We start from the raw sequence: 17,586 nt of genomic DNA, 5'->3' as shown, positions 1-17,586 counted from the left end.
GGCGTTCGGAAATCCCCGAACGCCGGGCTTCGTTCTCTCTCTCCTTTCCCCGGACAGGCAATTTTGTGGGTTCAAACACCGGTTCCCATTCCCGGCTGGGCTGCATAGGATACACCAGGAGCAAACCCAAGCGGTGGCAGTATGGGGGTGGCGACAGCCCTTGAATAGCCTGCGTATGAAGACCTGCCGCTTCAGATAGAATCGGTGCGCGAAACACGCTTCCGACTGTGTCATCCATCCACAGATCGGATGGCATTGCCCCGCTCCGGACATCTCTGTCGGGATTGTCCAGCATCAATCCCGACAGAATCCGGCTTGTCTATCAGCACTGCTTGTGCCGTTTGCAGGGCCGGCAGGTTTGGTGGCTTGTAAATCCGGACAGGTCCCTATCCGCTGAGTTGGGCGCGCAGGGCTGCAAGAATTTTTTTCTCCCTGCGGGAAACCTGCACCTGAGTCATTCCCAGTGCTTGCGCAGTCTGGGTTTGGGTCTTTTCTGAAAAATACCGGAGGACAATTAGTTTGCGATCATTGGGTTCCAATTCTCCGACCACCTGCTTGAGTGCGATGAGATCGGAAAGCAGATCCTCGGGGGACTCGACCGGCAGATCAATCTGCATCCCTCCATCTTCGTCACTCCCAGTCAGCGAAATCGGTGGTGCGGACGCACAGACTGCCTCAACCACCTGTTCCTCGGGCAGATCAAGGGACTGCGCCAGTTCGGAGATGCCCGGCTCCCGCCCCCAAAGGTTGGAGAGCCGTTCCCGTTCCCGATTTACCCGGATGGACAGTTCTTTGAGTGTACGCGAAACCTTGACCGCTCCCCCATCCCGGAAGAGGCGCCGCATCTCTCCGAGGATAACCGGCACTGCATAGGTTGAGAAACGCACCCCGCGCCCCTCGTCGAATGCGTCCGCTGCCTTGCATAACCCCATGCATCCCGCCTGAAACAGATCGTCATACTCGATCCCCCTGCCTTTAAACCTGTGGGCGCAGGAATGCACCAGACCAATGTTGTTGGAAATTGTCTCCTCTCTTTTGGACGCGGATGTCTGGCATTCGATCATCGGCATCATTCCCCCTTACAGCGGATACTCCTTTCCAGCGTCACCGTCGTCCCCTTCCCTTCCTTGGAGATGACCTTTACCCGATCCATCAGGCTTTGCATGACCGCAAAACCGAGACCGGCGCGCTCCTCCTCGGGAACCGAAGTATACATCGGTTCCATCGCCCGCTGGATGTCCGGAATGCCGCAACCCTTGTCACGCACCTTGATCTGGATCCGGCGGTCCGGATAGAGACTGGCGGATATGTAAACGATTCCCAGACGATCACGGTAACCATGTACGATACAGTTGGTCACCGCTTCACTGACCGCTGTTTTGATATCTGCCAGCTCTTCAACTGTTGGGTCCAGCTGCGCCACAAATGCCGCGACTGCCGTACGAGAAAATGATTCATTCACCGACCGCCCTTCGAATTGCAGCTTCATTGTGTTAACCGGTTTCATACTTCCTCCCCCCCAATCCCGAATGGAATTTCCTCCAGTTCTTCCTCAAAGTTCCCGGCTTCCTGCATCTCTTCCGGCGCTTCCTCCGGAACAGGTTCCGCGGGAGGCCTACGTCTGCGCTGTTCCGGCCTGTCCAGAATCGCAAGGCGATCCAGCCCCGCGAGCATCATCACCTTTTTGAGGTGCCCTGCAATATTGATCAGATGCAGGCTTCCGCCCAGCTCCTGCATCAGCTTATATCGTCCCATTACCAAACCAATCCCCGAGGAATCCATAAAGCTGACTTCCCGGAAATCCAAGTCCAGCTCCCGCACCTGCCCGGTCATAACCGCATTGTCGATTGCATCACGGAGTTCCTTCGCGTTGTGATGGTCGATCTCGCCGATCAGCCGCGCAATGCAGTATTCTTCAGCAATCTCAATTTGTACAGACATCGTTTCTACATCCTTTCTATCCTCAAACGGCTGCAAACTGCTTTCTAGCCAAAACACTTCAAAAAAACAGGCGCTTTGTTTTTCAGCAGCGGATAAAGGCCCGCCAGCACAGTTTGTGTGCTGGATGACTATGTAAGGCTACTTGTTGCGGTAGAAATCGCCACAGGCTTGAAAAGGATTATCCCGGTTCTTTTCAAGTGTTTCGATTCTAAAAAACAAAAAGCCCTATCACACAGGATAGAGCTTTTGACATAAAAAAGTTGTCGCAGATGGTCGGGCAGTGCAGATTTTCCGCTGGGAATCTGTTTCTCATGCGGCTGCTGTCCCAAAAGCATACCGAGCCCAAAATTTCGCCAGTCTTAAAGAAAGACTACGAGTCCGGGACGCGAAAAGAGAAGGCTTTTTACGAACAAAAAAGCCTTCTCTTCAAAGATTCTCTAAATACCGCCCATAACCAGCTCGAGCACAAGCGGAGTCAGATATCCTTCTGCCAGTCCCGCAAGAACCAGCAGCGGGGTAACAATCAACAGGAAAAACCGCGCTGTCTCCATCAACAGTTCGGGAAACGTGTGGGTGCAGGGCTTACGAAGGATCCGCCGGATCATCTCGAGGCAGAGCCGCACTCCCATTGCACCCGCAAGCAAAAGCGCTGGCAGTTCGAATATTCCATGCGGCAGGATGCCCGCCAGAATAAAGCGCCAGCCGAGCAGTTGAATGGAATAGGCGCCCAACCCACCGATCACCGCCGCATTGATCGCCAATGTCACAAGCGGCAGAAAAAGGAATGGGATCAATCCGAGCAGCATCCCTTCCGCACTTGCAATCAGATTGTTTGCAAGCAGCAGAAGCGGGCTGATGTGCCCTTCAATTTCAAGATTCTTTCCCTCAAACAGGGTAAAAATCTGTTCTGTGGCCTGTTCAAGCAGCTCTTGATTTTGCTGGAATACCCAACCGCTCAAAAAGACCACTGAAAAGAAAAACAGAGTACAGAAAAGTGTCGGGAATGCGAGTTTCTTCCGAAAAAAGGCACCCGTCTCCCGATATTGGGAACCGATCAGCCGCATCCGTCTGCCTCCTTTTCAAGCAGGAGTTTACGCGCCTGCGCCGCCAGGTAAAGCGACCCGCAGACCACCACCGCTCCCCGTTCGGACTTTGCGACCGCTTGCGCGAGTGCCAGTCCTTCCTCGAGTGTGTGCGCTGCCGACGACTGCAATCCCAGTGCGTCCGCCCGCGCCGCTAGATCGTGTGCATCGAGCGCGCGGGGATTATCCGGCGTGACACAGATCAACCTCCGGAACCGCGGCGCAAGGGCATCGAGCGCACCGGCACTGTCCTTATCGGAGAGCACCCCCATCACCCCGGTGACCGGGGTTTCGTCGAGCATCTCAAGTGCGCAGGCAAGGGTCTGCGCCCCCTGCGGGTTGTGTGCGCCATCCAGGATGGTCAGCGGGTCGGTACAGACCGTCTCGATCCGCACCGGGAACCGCACCGATTCCAAACCGCTCCGGAGTGCGGACGCTTGCGCCGCTTTGGGAAATCCTTTTTTCGACAGCTCGTGCAAAGCGGTAAACGCTGTCCATGCATTCAAAATTTGGTGTTCCCCCGCAAGCGGCAGATGCAGCTTCAAGCCGTTCAAGCTGATCTCACTGCCCGAAATGCGCATTTGGGCGGTCGCAAGCGTTTGTTCCAGCTCGAAGTCGGACACGCTGACCACCACTGCACCATTCCGCCCGACAACATGCTGCCGGATGATCTCGAATGCTTCCGGAGCCTGCCGCGCGCTGACCACCGTACGCACCCCCGGTTTGCAGATTCCGCACTTTTCTGCGGCAATCTGTGCGAGGGTATCCCCAAGAATCTCGGTATGGTCCAGCCCGATCGAGGTAATCACACAGAGCAGCGGATGTTGAATCACGTTGGTGGCGTCCAACCGTCCGCCCAGGCCGGTTTCCAGAACGACAATGCCGCAACCCTGCTCGGCAAACCAGCAAAACGCAAGCGCGGTATTCAGTTCAAACTCGGTGAGTTCCCCCGCCTGTTCGGCAAACGGCTGTATCCGCTCGACCAGTCGCACCAGCGCATCTTGCGGGATCATCTCGCCATTTACCTGTATCCGCTCCCGGTATTCCAGCACGTACGGCGAAATATACATACCGGTTTTATAACCTGCTGCCCGCAGGACGCTTGCAATCATCGCAACGGTCGAGCCTTTGCCGTTGGTGCCCGCTATATGCACGCACGAAAGCTGTTCCTGCGGGTTGCCAAGAAAGGCGAGCAGTTCCCGCATCCGCTCGAGACCGGGTTTCGCGCGGAACCGCTTGTGGGAATGGATGTAATCCAAAGCTTCCTGATAGTCCATAGTAACCCCCTTTAGAAGATGGAGCCTGTCAGCCGGTCTTGTTAAAAAGAACCGTCTGCTCCTTCATCGAGATTTTCCCAACCTGATAACCGTATTCGCTCAGTTCTTTTTTGTAACTTAGGAAAGAGTGGTCCATCCGCACTCCGGCAATCTCCTGTATTTCCGCAAATGTCAATTTCAAAGACGGGCTGCCTGTGCCCTGCACATATTCCCACAATGCCTTATATTTGCTCATTGTTTTCCCCCTAAGAACCTGTTCAAAATCGAAAAATTGCGGGAGCGGGGGCAGAGCCCCCGCCGCCTTTGAAAAGTCTGGCAAAACTTTTTCGTCATGATCTTTTGACTACCGCCGCAACGCGGTCTAAAAACAATCTCAAACGATCTGTTCGATACTGCCGGACTGGATTGCCGCGATATTTTCGGCAATCCGCTCCTCCGGCCAGTCCCACCATTGTAACTGTAACAGTTTCTGTACCGTTGTTTCGGGGAAACGCCGGCGGATCGGTTTCGCCGGGACCCCGCATACAATGGTATATGCTGGTACATCTTTTGTTACAACCGCGCGGGAGCCGATAATCGCGCCATCCCCAATAGTGACTCCCGCCAGAATGACTGCCTGATACCCAATCCAGACATCATTACCAATCACAATGTCCCCCTTGTTGTCCCAGGAATCGGCTACACATTCTTTTTGCAAACCCCATTCTTCGAAAAACAGGGGAAACGGGTAGGTGGATAATGACCGGAGGGTATGGTTGGCACTGTTGAATAAAAATTTCGCACCACAGGCGATTGAGCAGAATTTCCCGATCACCAGCCTATCGTGGTTGATTGGATAATGATAAAGCACATTCTGACATTCAAACCGGGTTGGGTCGTTTTCAAAATCGTTGTAGATGCTGTATTCCCCTACCAGAATGTTGGGCTTGGTAATCACATTTTTCAGATAAACCGTCTGGGTATCCCCTGTTCGAGGATAGATTTTCTGTTCCGGTATCGTCATGGAAAATTCCTCCTGTATTTGTTTCGATGGTTTGTGTGACGACACCGGCTGCCACAATGCAGCGCCTCAACCCTTTTCCTTCCTTTCTTAGAAATAGAGAATCTCCCTTATGCAACAAAGGTTCCGCCCCGCCTTTTTACAGGAGGGCGAAACCCTTGCGGATTGCTTATTGGAATACCGCGATCGACTCTTCGATCCGGGCAAGACGCTCCTTCTGCTGCTGGAGCTTGGCGCGCTCGCCCTCGACAACTGCTGCCGGCGCTTTGGAGACGAAGCCGGGATTATCCAATTTTTTAGAGAGGGCCCCAATCTCCTTCTCCACCTTCTCCTTCTCCTTGTTCAAACGGGCAAGCTCCTTTTCCTTATCGACCAGCTCATCCATCGGGATGAAGATGCGCGCCGCATTGGTGATGACCTGAACCGCACCTTCCATCGAGAAGCTATCCGCCACTGTCACCTCAGAAGCGGACGCCAGCCGCTGGAGGAACGGGCGTCCCTGCTCGAACACCTCCGGTTCCCCGGTGGCGATACAGAGCTGCGCCTTTCTGGAGGGAGGGACATTCATCTCGGCGCGGCGGTTGCGGACTGCGCGGATCGCATCCATGACCTTCTCAAAGTCAGCCTCCTCCTTGGCGAAAGCGAGCGACGGGTCATAGACCGGCCATGCGGAAACCATGATACTCTCCCCTTCGTGCGGGAGCGCCTGCCAGATTTCCTCGGTGATGAACGGCATAAACGGATGCAGCAGCTTGAGAGTGCCCTCCATGACATAGACCAGCACCTGCTGTGCACCAAGCGAAGATGCTCCACCCGCTTGCAGCCGGGATTTGCAGAGCTCTATATACCAGTCGCAGAAGATATCCCAGATGAAGTCATAGAGCTTCTGTACCGCCATCCCCAGTTCAAATTTCTCGAGATTTTCGGTGACATCCTTCACCAGCGTATTGTATTTGGAAAGTACCCACTTGTCCTCAACTGTGAGGGTATCCGGTAACTTGACCACATCCACCTCGTCCGAGAGGTTCATCAGGATAAACCGGCTGGCGTTCCAGAGCTTATTCGCAAAGTTGCGGGAGGCGTTGACCTTCTCGTCCGAGAAACGCATATCATTGCCCGGACTGTTTCCGGTCGCGAGGGTAAAGCGGAGCGCATCCGCGCCATACTGGTCAATAATCTCCAGCGGGTCGATCCCGTTGCCCAGGCTCTTGGACATCTTGCGTCCCTGCGCATCACGCACAAGGCCATGGATCAGCACCGTATCAAACGGAACCTCCCCCATATGTGCAATACCGGAAAAGATCATCCGCGCAACCCAGAAAAAGATGATGTCATAAGCAGTGACCAACGTGTTGGTTGGGTAGAAATATTTCAGCTCTTCGGTTTTGTCCGGCCATCCAAGGGTCGAAAATGGCCAGAGCGCCGAGCTGAACCAGGTGTCAAGGGTGTCGGGGTCCTGATGGACGTTCCCGCTGTGGCAGTGGGCGCACTCGTGAACCTCCTCTTTGGAGACGGTGATCTCCCCGCAGTCGGCACAATGCCATGCTGGAATTCGGTGTCCCCACCAGAGCTGACGGGAGATGCACCAGTCTTTTACGTTGTCCATCCAGTTGAAGTAGATTTTGTCGAACCGCTCGGGGACAAACTTCGTTTTGCCCGCCCGCACAGCTTCGTTAGCGGGCTTGGCAAGCGGCTCCATCCGGACAAACCACTGCTTGGACACGCGCGGCTCGATGATGGTGCTGCACCGATAGCAGCTTCCGACGTTGTGGCTGTAGTCCTCCACCTCTTTGAGGAATCCACCCGCTTCGAGATCAGAGACGATCGCTTTACGGCATTCCTCGCGGGTCATGCCAGCATATTTTCCACCGTTCTCGTTGATGGTCGCATCCTCATTCAGCACATTGATAACCGGCAGGTTGTGTCGCAGGCCAACCTCGAAGTCGTTCGGATCATGCGCCGGGGTAATCTTTACCACACCGGTGCCGAAATCCATCTCGACATAGGTATCAGCGATAATCGGAATTTCCTTGTTCACGATCGGCAGCAGAACCATCTTTCCTATCAGGTCCTTGTACCGCTCGTCATCCGGATGCACTGCGACTGCGGTATCGCCGAGCATCGTCTCCGGGCGGGTGGTCGCGACCTCGAGCATCCGGTCAGTCCCCACAATCGGGTAATTGATATGCCAGAAGTGCCCCGCTTTTTCCTCGTAGGTGACCTCTGCTTCGGAGATCGAGGTTTTGCAGTGGGGGCACCAGTTGATAATCCGTTCGCTGCGGTAGATCAGGCCCTTTTCATAGAGATTGACGAACACCTCCTTGACCGCCTTGTTGCAGCCCTCATCCATCGTGAACCGCTCACGTTCCCAATCGCAGGAGGAACCCAACTTTTTCAGCTGGCTGACAATCCGCCCGCCATACTGTTTTTTCCATTCCCATGCGCGTTCTAAGAACTTCTCCCGGCCAATCCCCTCTTTGGTCAGCCCTTCGGCGCGCATCGCCTCGACGATCTTCGCCTCGGTCGCGATCGAAGCATGGTCGGTCCCCGGCAGCCAGAGCGCACTGCGCCCCTGCATCCTGCGCCAGCGGATCAGGATGTCCTGAAAGGTTTCGTCAAGGGCATGTCCCATGTGGAGCTGTCCAGTAATGTTAGGCGGCGGGATAACGATGGTATACGGCTCCTTTTTGGGGTCCACTTCTGCATGGAAGTAGTTGCCGTCCATCCAAAATTGATAGGTTCTGTCCTCGACCTGTTTGGGATCGTAAACCTTTTCCAGTTGCTTGCGCATGTATCTTTTCCTCCAATATAGGCAGATTTACAGGTTATTTTTCTATTATATCGGAGAGTGCAGGTAAATTCAAGGCGTATTCTCTGTTCAAGCGCTGAATTTCTTTGTTTTTTACCGTATTTTTCTGGCATGGCACAGATGTTACATCCGGTTGCGGGAATGTAAAGTCGATGCGGTAGACAAAATACAGGAAAATGATATAATGAGGGAAATCAGCTCGGAGGTGTTTTGAATGAACTTTGCAGAAAAACTCCTACATCTGCGGAAACGGGAAGGGCTGTCCCAGGAGGATCTGGCCGCACATCTGGAAGTGTCGAGACAGGCTGTCTCCCGTTGGGAGATGGGTACAGCGCTTCCCGACGCGCCGAACCTGCTACGGATCAGCAAACGGTTTGGTGTGACCGTCGATTTCCTGCTGAATGACAGCGAGCCGGAACCCCCGGACGTAGCCGAGGACCAAATCAGCCGGTACACAAAACAGAAACAGCAGGCGGCAGTCCTGCTGCTGGTCGGGATGCAGTCGCTCGCGTGCCTGTGCGGGCTGATAGGACGGTTCATTCAGTCCGAACTGATGGTTTGGATTGGTCTGACGCTGAATCTCGTCGGAGTGATTGCCTTTGAAGCCGGTTTTCTCGCATATTTCGGTACCCGCGCAGTGCAGGACTCCCGCGGACTGTTTTACCGAATTTCAGTCTGGTTTTTCGCCTATTCCCCAGTCCATATGGCTGTGACAGCCCTTTGGCGGCTGTATCCCAGGCCCCACCTGGCCTTCCTGGAGTGGGGAAGCGCCCTGACCGTTTATCTCCTGATCTGCGTTTTCACCTCTGTTCGCCTGACCGCCCCCTCTCCGAAAAAAGACGAAAAAGAAAGCCCTCCTGTCAACCACGCAGAAGGGTAACCGCTAGATAGCCCGCTGTCAGCAGGAGGGTGTAGTTTCCCTGTGCAGCCAGGTAAAATCCATAGGCGAAAAGCGGTGTCAGCACCAGAAATCCAATCCATTTTTGCAGGCGATCGGCGTGTTCGGGAGAGCAGCCCCGTCCCAATGCCAGCCGCAGGAGCTGTCCACCGTCCAGCCGGCCGACCGGAAGCAGATTGAACAGGATCAAGCCCAGGCTCACGATGGTAAACAGATTCCAGCCGCAGAACAGCCAGACGATTCCTCCGGTAAGCAGATTCGCGAGCACGCCTCCGAGATAGACCGCCGCTTCCCGCCCGTCCGGCAAAAGCCCCCAACGCTCGATCTGCACTCCAAACGGGCTGAACCGCATCTCCGGAATCTGATAACCAGTCAACCGCATCAGGACGATATGCCCGCTCTCGTGCAGGACAACCGCTGCAAGTGCAGGAAGCCCAATCCCTTCCCGGTCGACCAGCATATAAACCGCGAGTACCGCGAAAAAACCGAATGAAAAGGACACCCTTGTCCCGCCTGCTCTAAATTCCATAGCCTTCCATCCCATCCACGACCCATGCAGGATTAAAATAAACCCCATTTTTCTGCACCTCAAAATGCAGATGCGGGCCGGTCGAAATTCCCGTACTTCCCACCCGCGCGATCAGCTCCCCCTTGCGCAGGTTGGCCCCCTGCTCCGCGATAATCTCCGCACAGTGGCAGTAGGTGGTCTGGCAGCCATTTCCATGATCCAGCGTGACATAGTTGCCATAGATCGCCGATTCCCCAATCTCGGCCACTCTGCCGGGAAGCGGGGTATGAATCCCTGCGCCAGATGGCGCCGCAATATCCAGCCCCCGATGAAAGTCGTCTGCCGCGGTCAGCGGATGGATGCGGAACCCATAAAACGAGGTCACCCGCCCGCTGACCGGCGGTTCCACCTGTGCGGAACAGAACAGCGGCGCGAGGGAACAGGATGCAGGAAGGTGGGACTGGTCGTCAGTCCCCGTCCAGCCGCCCACGCCGTTCAGCTCCTCCCCGGCTGTCTCCTGTACAGCAGCGGGATGCCGGTTGTCGCGCAGCAGTAGTTCGATCCATCCAAGAACGGTTTCACGGGTGCGGTTCCAAAGCATCTCCCCCTGTTCCTTTGCCGCTATGACCGCCTGTTCCGGCAGTGTGACCTTTTCTGCGGTCATCAGCAGCTGAATCTTTGGAGAAACGGCCGCAGCCTGCATTGGGTTCGCTGTGGATAGCCCCAGTGCCACCGCTACCGCTGCCGCACAGATCACAATCTGCCCCAAAAGCAGCCCTGCTCCTGTATCCTGCTGTCTGTCCCGTCCTGGAATCCTCCGGCGCGCTCTCCGTTCTGCCATCCTGCATACTCCCCTTTTCTTCCCTTTGTTTCAATCTATGCAGAAGGGGGACAAGAAATGCACCCGCCTGTCAGGGTTCTCTGCCTGACAGGCGGGTACTGTTTTCCCGTTAATGGTTGGATTCCGTTGGTTTATGTGGGTGCTTGTCCGGCTTCTGGAAATACATGAAAAGCTGGCAGCGAATCGAACCGTTGTAGAGCTTCCGGCGGCGGGCGGCAGGCCGCCCGAACAGCTCTTCAAACGAGTCGTGCGGGCTGATGATATAGTAACCGGTTCGGTCTCCGGGAACAAAGACCTCCCCCATCGTGCGGCAGATCTGTTCCGCCTCCTGTAAGTCAAGCAGACGCTCCCCATAAGGCGGATTGGTCAGCACAATTCCTGGCCGTTCGGTGTCCAGCGGACGGAAGTCCGAGAGGTCCGCCCGCTTCACCTTGATCCGGGAGGCTACCCCGGCTTTGACGGCGTTCTCCTGCGTCAGACGAACCGATTCTGGATCGTTGTCCGAAGCGTAAGCCAAGAATGCAGCATCCCGCCGCACCTGCGCAACTGCTTCCCGCCGTTCCCGCTCAAAGATGCCATCCTGAAAACACCGCCAGTCCTGCGCGGTGAACCTGCGGCGGATGCCCGGCGCGATGTTCAGCGCCTTCATCGCCGCTTCGATCACCAATGTACCTGAACCACACATCGGATCATAGACCAGCGAATCCCCGCGCACCCGCGCCAGATCGACGATCCCGGCTGCGAGCGTCTCTTTGATCGGCGCTTCATTCGCATTGCTGCGGTAGCCGCGTTTATGCAGGCCCGCACCGGTCGTATCAAGCAGGAGGGTTACCATATCCTTATAGATAGAGCACTGCACCTGATAAAGTGCACCCGTCTCGTTGAACAGGCTTTGGTGATAGACCTGCTCAAACCTCCGCACGATCGCCCGTTTGACAATCTTCTGGCAGTCCGGGACACTGTGCAGTTTGGAATTGAGCGACGAACCTTTCACCGGAAACCGGTCGTCCACACCGATGAACCGTTCCCAAGGGAGGGCCGCAGTCTGGTCGAACAGCTCGGTAAACGATTCCGCGCGGAACCTGCCGATTACAATTCCCACCCGTTCGGCGGTGCGAAGCCAGAGGTTCGCGCGCGCGACCATCGAAAGGTCCCCATCAAAAAAGATGCGGCCATCCGTCACCTCCAAATTTTCTCCGCCGATCTTTTTAATCTCAAACGAAAGTACACTTTCCAGCCCAAACAAACAGGGGCAGCACAATCTGACCTGATTCTCCACGCGAAATCCCCCCACTTTTCCTCCAGCATTACATTTCTTTTTTCTTCATCTGTCCTGTGCTCACGCAGGCTCTTCCTCGAAAAGCGGTTCGATCATCGTCTGATAGACATGGTGGTAGAAGATCAACGAAAGCAGCAGAGAAACCGCCTCCGCGATCGGGAACGACAACCAGACCGCATTCAGGCCAAACTCGCGCGCCATCAGCCACGCCACCGGCAGAATAACGATCAGCTGGCGCGCAACCGAAGTCACCAGACTGAGCACGCCGTTCCCGACCGCCTGGAAAACCGACGAAAAGACGATCGATACGCCCGCCCCCAAAAAGCTGATGCTGATCAGCCGCAGGGCAGGCACACCGATGGCCAGCATCGAATCGGAGGCTTTGAACATCCGCAGGAGCTGCACCGGCATTGTCTGAAAGATCAGCAAACCCAATGCCATGATGCTGAATGCATAGAGCGCCGCATCCTTGACCGCATGAATGATCCGTTCCTTTTTGCGCGCTCCATAGTTATAAGCCACGATCGGCACCAGCCCATTGGTCAGTCCGAACACCGGCATAAAGACAAAGCTCTGCAGCTTGAAATAGACGCCGAACACCGAAACCGCTGTTTCGGTAAAGGGAATCAGGATTTTGTTCATCCCGATTGTCATGACGGTTGCGATCGACTGCATAATGATCGAAGGCACACCGACCTTATAGATTTCCCGGATAATGCGCAGGTTGGGACGGAACCCTTTGAAGCTGATCCTGACGTCATGGTTGAACAGGACGTTGAAGAGCAGACCAAGCACCATCGCCAGAATCTGTCCCACCACGGTTGCGGCCGCCGCACCGTTGACGCCCATCGCGGGCATCCCGTACAGACCAAAAATCAGGATCGGGTCAAGGATAATATTGGTGATCGCGCCGATCCCCTGTGTAATCATATTGTAGATCGTGTTGCCTGTCGACTGCATGATCCGCTCGGCTGTGACCTGTAAAAAAATCCCGAAGGAAAACACTGTGCAGATGGTAAGATAACCGGTCCCCATCTCGACAATCTCCTTGGTCTGGGTAAACAGCCGGAAGAACTGCTCTGAAAACAGCCCGCCAAACAGGGCAAACAATGCCGCGCTGATGACCGCCAGGACAAGCCCATTTTCCGCGGTAGCATTCGCGTCCTCGAAATTGCGTTCCCCCAGCCTGCGGGAGAGCAGCGAGTTGATACCCACACCGGTACCCACCGATACCGCGATCATCAGGTTTTGAACCGGAAATGCCAGAGAAACCGCAGTCAGGGCATTCTCGCTCACCTGCGCCACAAAAATACTGTCTACGATGTTGTACATCGCCTGCACCAGCATCGAAATCATGATTGGGAGCGACATACTGATGAGCAGCCTGCTAACCGGCATAGTGCCCATCTTGTTCTCTTTTCTTGCCTCCATCTTCTCATTCCTTTCTGTCATGGCATGTCTACAGATTTCAAGATTAACTTTTCTATATTAGCACAATCCATCATAAAAGTAAACCCCTGCACCAGAACGATGCAGGGGGTCGAAAGCTCTTATTTTCTCAAATCAGTACATGCCGCCCATGCCGCCAGCAGGCATTGCAGGAGCCGGATTCTCCTCTTTCTCGTCAGCAACCAGCGATTCGGTGGTCAGAACCATCGCTGCAACCGAAGCCGCATTCTGGATTGCGCTTCTGGTAACCTTGGTCGGATCTACGATGCCGAGTTCGATCATATCGCCGTAAGTCTCTTTGTAGAAATCGAAGCCATAGCCAACCTTCTCGGAACGCTTGATCGTGTCAATGATGACCGAACCTTCCATGCCGGCATTCGCAGCGATCTGGCGGACAGGCTCCTCCAGCGCGCGCAGGACGATCTTTGCACCGGTTTTCTCGTCACCGTCGAGGGTCGGGATCAGTTTCTCAACCGCCGCAGTCGCGTTCAGCGGAGCGATACCGCCGCCTGCAACGATGCCTTCCTCTACGGCCGCCTTGGTCGAAGCCAACGCATCCTCAATGCGGAGTTTCTTCTCTTTCATCTCGATCTCAGTCGCTGCACCGACCTTGATAACCGCGACACCGCCCGCCAGTTTTGCCAGGCGCTCCTGCAGCTTCTCTTTGTCGTAATCGCTGGTCGTGGTTTCGATCTGTGCGCGGATCTGGTTGACCCGATCTTTGATCTCCTTGCTGTCGCCTGAGCCATCAACGATGATCGTGTTCTCTTTCTGGATCACGACCTGACGTGCACGTCCGAGCTGGCTGAACTGGGTATCTTTCAGTTCGAGACCCAGCTCCTCGCTGATGACCTCGCCGCCGGTGAGGATCGCAATATCACGGAGCATATCTTTCCGGCGGTCGCCGAAGCCCGGAGCCTTGACTGCAACACAGGTGAAGGTACCGCGCAGGCGGTTAACGATCAGGGTGGAGAGTGCCTCGCCCTCGACATCCTCAGCGATAATCAACAGCTTTTTGCCGCCCTGAACCACCTGCTCGAGCAACGGCAGGATTTCCTGGATGTTGGAAATCTTCTTGTCGGTGATCAGGATGTAAGCGTCATCCAGAACTGCTTCCATCTTCTCGGTATCGGTGACCATATACGGGGTGATGTAGCCGCGGTCGAACTGCATTCCTTCGACTACCTCGGTATAGGTCTCGGCGGTCTTGGACTCTTCAATTGTGATAACGCCATCAGCCGAAACTTTCTCCATCGCTTCCGCAATCAGTTTGCCGATAAACTCGTCACCCGAAGAAACCGAACCAACGCGGGCAATGTCCTCGCTGCCTTTGACCTTCTTGGAATTCTCCTTGATCGCCTCAACCGCAGCATCCACAGCTTTCGCCATGCCTTTTTTTACGATCATCGGGTTTGCACCGGAAGCGACATTCTTCATTCCCTCGCGGACGAGCGCCTGTGCCAGCAGGGTTGCGGTGGTGGTACCGTCGCCGGCTGCGTCGTTAGTCTTGGTTGCAACCTCTTTCACCAGCTGTGCGCCCATATTCTCGAACGCGTCGCCCAGCTCGATCTCTTTCGCGATCGTCACACCGTCATTGGTAATCAGCGGGGCGCCGAACTTCTTATCCAGAACCACGTTGCGCCCTTTGGGGCCAAGGGTAATCTTAACAGTATCCGCGAGTTTATCAATACCGGCCTGAAGCGACTTTCTGGCTTCCTCGCCGTAAGCAATTACTTTTGCCATAATGGTTCATCTTCCTTTCATTCCATAAAAAATTGACTGAGACAGGCTTATTCCACGATCGCGAGGATGTCGCCCTGACGAAGAATGGTATATTCTTCCCCGTCCACCTTGACCTGGCTTCCAGAATATTTGCTCATGAGCACCTTATCGCCCACTTTGACTGTCATGGTGACTTCCTTGCCATCCACCATGCCGCCCGGCCCAACTGCCAGCACTTCCGCGATCTCCGGTTTCTCTTTCGCCGAACCTGCGAGGATGATGCCGCTCTTGGTGGTCTCCTCGGCCTCTACCATCTTCGTGACAACTCTGTCTGCCAATGGTTTGATTGTCATTACAATTCCTCCAATATAAAAATTAAATTGAAAACTCGCTTTAGCACTCATTATTCTCGAGTGCTAATATTATAATAATACAAATTTTCTAAAAATCAACCCCCTTTTTTGATCTTTTCTGAATTTTAACAGTTTTGTTACAATCCCGCTTCCAATTTCCCTGTACATCCTCTGGAAACAGGAGACGATTCTAAAAAGCTACAGATTCTACACTCCATAAAAACCGTATTAACGCAGCCCGCGTCAATACGGTTTTTATCTTCCAAACTTCTATTTTCCGAATTTAAGAACCTGTTTTGTATTTGCTTATGCAGGGGGCTTTTTCTCTTGCAAAAAGCCCCCTCTTGCCGCTTCGCGACAATTCGCCCGAAAAAAGCGCTTCACAGGATAAAGCATTCCGCCACGTGCGCGCGGCGGCAGGGGCTCTGCCCCTCGACCCCGCGATTTTTTGAAAAAAATCGAGTAAAACTTTAGGTGCTAAACAGGTTCTAAGAAGCGCTGTCCCTGCGAGGACGGACCGGACGCCGGGCTGCTGTAATCTGGAGCCTCTGCGGACGCCGGGCCGGATCGAATTCGCAAACCGGCTTCTCTTCTTCGGTCACGCAGTTTTTGGTTATCGTAATCTTTTTAATGGTATGATCCGAAGGTGACTCGTACATCAAATCTCCCAGTACATCCTCCATGATTGCATGCAGGCCGCGTGCTCCAGTTTTCCGTTCGATCGCGCGGTCAGCGACCGCCTCCAACGCTTCCGGTTCAAAAACCAGCTCGATGTTATCCAGCCTGAAGAACTGCTGATACTGCCGGACGATCGAATTTTTGGGCTCGGTGAGGATGCGGACCAACGCTTCCCGGTCGAGTGCTTCGAGGACAGTAATCAGCGGGATGCGCCCGATCATTTCGGGAATCATCCCAAAACGGATCAAATCCTGCGGCGTAACCTGGTGCACCAGCTGGTCGATCGCTTTTGCATCTTTGATGGTCGATCCAAACCCGAGGGAACTCTTATCTGTACGGCGTTCGATGATCTTTTCGATCCCCTCGAACGCGCCGCCGCAGATAAACAGGATGTCCCTTGTGTCAATTTGGATAAATTCCTGCTGAGGGTGCTTCCGCCCTCCTGCGGGCGGGACGTTCGCAACCGTACCTTCCAGGATTTTCAGCAGTGCCTGCTGCACACCTTCACCCGAAACATCACGGGTGATCGAAGGGTTCTCACTCTTGCGGGTGATCTTGTCGATCTCGTCGATGTAGATAATCCCTTTCTGCGCACGCTCCACATCATAATCTGCCGCCTGAAGCAGCCGAAGAAGGATGTTTTCAACATCCTCGCCGACATAGCCCGCTTCGGTCAGGGTGGTTGCATCCGCGATGGCAAACGGAACATTGAGCATCCGCGCGAGGGTCTGCGCCAGCAGGGTTTTGCCCACGCCTGTCGGGCCGAGCAGAAGGATATTCGACTTGTTCAGCTCAACATCCCCCATGTCCCCGAAATAGATGCGCTTATAGTGGTTATAGACCGCGACCGAGAGCGCACGCTTCGCTTGGTCCTGCCCGATCACATATTCATCCAGTTTTTCTTTAATCTCACGCGGCTTATATACAGTAATCTGTTGCTGCTCCGGCCGCTGGTGACGGCTGGAGCGCTGCGGAGGGGCATCGTCATCCAAAACACTCTGGCACAGCTCCACGCATTCGTTGCAGATGCAGACGCCCGGGCCGGCGATCAAACGCTGTACCTGCGCCTGCATCTTACCGCAAAATGAACAGCGCAGTTCCCTTTGATCCTCCATTCTTGCCATGTGACACCTCCTAAAATCGTCGGCTTCACGCAGATGCCAACTTTTAACGATGGTCGATGATCTTATCCACCAGACCGTAATCCACTGCCTGCTGGGCAGTCATAAAATTGTCGCGTTCGGTATCGCGCTCAATCACCTCAAGCGGCTGTCCCGTTTGTTCCGACATAATACGGTTCAGTTTCTCCCGCGTGCGGATCACCCAGTCGGTGCGGATTTTCATGTCGGTCGCCTGCCCCTGTACCCCGCTCGACGGCTGATGGATCATGATTTCGGAGTTGGGCAGGGCGAGACGCTTGCCTTTCGCGCCCGATGAGAGCAGGAATGCACCCATTGAGGCTGCCAGGCCCATGCAGATGGTTGATACATCGCATTTGATATAGTTCATTGTGTCGTAGATCGCCATGCCCGCGGAGATCGACCCGCCCGGGCTGTTGATGTAGAGGCTGATGTCCTTGTCGGGGTCCTGTCCTTCCAGATACAGAAGCTGCGCAACCACCAGGCTTGCAGAAGCATCGTTCACCTCGTCGCAGAGCATGACAATCCGATCATTGAGCAAACGGGAAAAAATATCATACGACCGCTCGCCCCTGTTTGTTTGTTCCACTACCATTGGCACTAAGCCCAT

Annotated in this window: 17 protein-coding genes; 1 reads left to right on the top strand and 16 read right to left on the bottom strand. The window is 54.6% G+C overall.

Annotated features, from left to right (window positions below; translation table 11 throughout):
* Positions 1-386: 386 nt before the first annotated feature.
* From D5269_RS01150 to D5269_RS01115, 8 genes are all read right to left on the bottom strand, one after another.
* Positions 387-1,073, bottom strand: a complete 687-nt coding sequence (locus D5269_RS01150) for a sigma-70 family RNA polymerase sigma factor (RefSeq protein ID WP_081644910.1) — start codon at positions 1,071-1,073, stop codon at positions 387-389.
* Positions 1,070-1,507 carry an anti-sigma F factor gene (spoIIAB, locus tag D5269_RS01145; RefSeq protein WP_016315374.1) on the bottom strand — a complete coding sequence of 146 codons (438 nt, stop codon included), beginning with the start codon at positions 1,505-1,507 and terminating at the stop codon, positions 1,070-1,072. The genes D5269_RS01150 and spoIIAB overlap by 4 nt, the downstream gene beginning before the upstream one ends.
* Entirely contained in the window at positions 1,504-1,941 is a 438-nt protein-coding gene (locus tag D5269_RS01140) for an STAS domain-containing protein (RefSeq protein ID WP_120481726.1), read from the bottom strand. Before D5269_RS01140 ends, spoIIAB begins: the two co-directional genes overlap by 4 nt.
* Before the next feature lie 437 nt (positions 1,942-2,378).
* Positions 2,379-3,005 carry a stage II sporulation protein M gene (locus tag D5269_RS01135; RefSeq protein WP_120481724.1) on the bottom strand — a complete coding sequence of 209 codons (627 nt, stop codon included), beginning with the start codon at positions 3,003-3,005 and terminating at the stop codon, positions 2,379-2,381.
* Complete coding sequence (locus D5269_RS01130; RefSeq protein WP_120481722.1) at positions 2,996-4,300, bottom strand: folylpolyglutamate synthase/dihydrofolate synthase family protein; 1,305 nt, start codon at positions 4,298-4,300, stop codon at positions 2,996-2,998. The genes D5269_RS01135 and D5269_RS01130 overlap by 10 nt, the downstream gene beginning before the upstream one ends.
* A gap of 28 nt (positions 4,301-4,328) precedes the next feature.
* Positions 4,329-4,535: a hypothetical protein gene (locus D5269_RS01125; RefSeq protein WP_120481720.1), complete on the bottom strand. Its 207-nt coding sequence runs from the start codon at positions 4,533-4,535 to the stop codon at positions 4,329-4,331.
* Positions 4,536-4,673: 138 nt separating this feature from the next.
* The gene (locus D5269_RS01120) at positions 4,674-5,303 is read right to left on the bottom strand and encodes a CatB-related O-acetyltransferase (protein WP_120481718.1); all 630 of its coding nucleotides are present in this window, start codon (positions 5,301-5,303) and stop codon (positions 4,674-4,676) included.
* A 166-nt stretch (positions 5,304-5,469) separates the two neighbouring features.
* Positions 5,470-8,091 carry a valine--tRNA ligase gene (locus D5269_RS01115; protein ID WP_120481716.1) on the bottom strand — a complete coding sequence of 874 codons (2,622 nt, stop codon included), beginning with the start codon at positions 8,089-8,091 and terminating at the stop codon, positions 5,470-5,472.
* A 232-nt stretch (positions 8,092-8,323) separates the two neighbouring features.
* Between D5269_RS01115 and D5269_RS01110 the strand changes: the two genes are divergently transcribed.
* On the top strand, positions 8,324-8,989 hold the full coding sequence (locus tag D5269_RS01110; protein ID WP_120481714.1) for a helix-turn-helix transcriptional regulator: 666 nt from the start codon (positions 8,324-8,326) through the stop codon (positions 8,987-8,989).
* Here D5269_RS01110 and D5269_RS01105 read toward each other — a convergent pair.
* The 8 genes from D5269_RS01105 to clpP all read right to left on the bottom strand — a co-directional run bounded on the left by D5269_RS01105 (position 8,970) and on the right by clpP (position 17,586).
* On the bottom strand, positions 8,970-9,536 hold the full coding sequence (locus D5269_RS01105; protein WP_120481712.1) for a site-2 protease family protein: 567 nt from the start codon (positions 9,534-9,536) through the stop codon (positions 8,970-8,972). The genes D5269_RS01110 and D5269_RS01105 overlap by 20 nt on opposite strands.
* Positions 9,526-10,356, bottom strand: coding sequence for a M23 family metallopeptidase (locus D5269_RS01100; protein ID WP_120481710.1), 831 nt, complete (start codon positions 10,354-10,356; stop codon positions 9,526-9,528). Before D5269_RS01100 ends, D5269_RS01105 begins: the two co-directional genes overlap by 11 nt.
* A 109-nt stretch (positions 10,357-10,465) precedes the next feature.
* Positions 10,466-11,635 carry a class I SAM-dependent RNA methyltransferase gene (locus tag D5269_RS01095; protein WP_120481850.1) on the bottom strand — a complete coding sequence of 390 codons (1,170 nt, stop codon included), beginning with the start codon at positions 11,633-11,635 and terminating at the stop codon, positions 10,466-10,468.
* Positions 11,636-11,695: 60 nt separating this feature from the next.
* Positions 11,696-13,066: an MATE family efflux transporter gene (locus tag D5269_RS01090; RefSeq protein WP_120481708.1), complete on the bottom strand. Its 1,371-nt coding sequence runs from the start codon at positions 13,064-13,066 to the stop codon at positions 11,696-11,698.
* 132 nt (positions 13,067-13,198) lie between these two features.
* Positions 13,199-14,827, bottom strand: coding sequence for a chaperonin GroEL (gene groL, locus D5269_RS01085; RefSeq protein ID WP_120481706.1), 1,629 nt, complete (start codon positions 14,825-14,827; stop codon positions 13,199-13,201).
* Between the two features lie 47 nt (positions 14,828-14,874).
* Complete coding sequence (locus D5269_RS01080; protein ID WP_016315362.1) at positions 14,875-15,159, bottom strand: co-chaperone GroES; 285 nt, start codon at positions 15,157-15,159, stop codon at positions 14,875-14,877.
* 488 nt (positions 15,160-15,647) lie between these two features.
* On the bottom strand, positions 15,648-16,961 hold the full coding sequence (clpX, locus tag D5269_RS01075) for an ATP-dependent Clp protease ATP-binding subunit ClpX (protein WP_016315361.1): 1,314 nt from the start codon (positions 16,959-16,961) through the stop codon (positions 15,648-15,650).
* Positions 16,962-17,004: 43 nt separating this feature from the next.
* Positions 17,005-17,586, bottom strand: coding sequence for an ATP-dependent Clp endopeptidase proteolytic subunit ClpP (gene clpP / locus D5269_RS01070; protein WP_016315360.1), 582 nt, complete (start codon positions 17,584-17,586; stop codon positions 17,005-17,007).

The sequence above is a fragment of the Anaerotruncus sp. 1XD42-93 genome (assembly GCF_009917605.1).
Classification (GTDB): Bacteria; Bacillota; Clostridia; order Oscillospirales; family Ruminococcaceae; genus Anaerotruncus.
The sequence above is the reverse complement of the archived record's forward strand: the minus strand, read 5'-3'. Positions and strand labels throughout refer to the sequence as shown.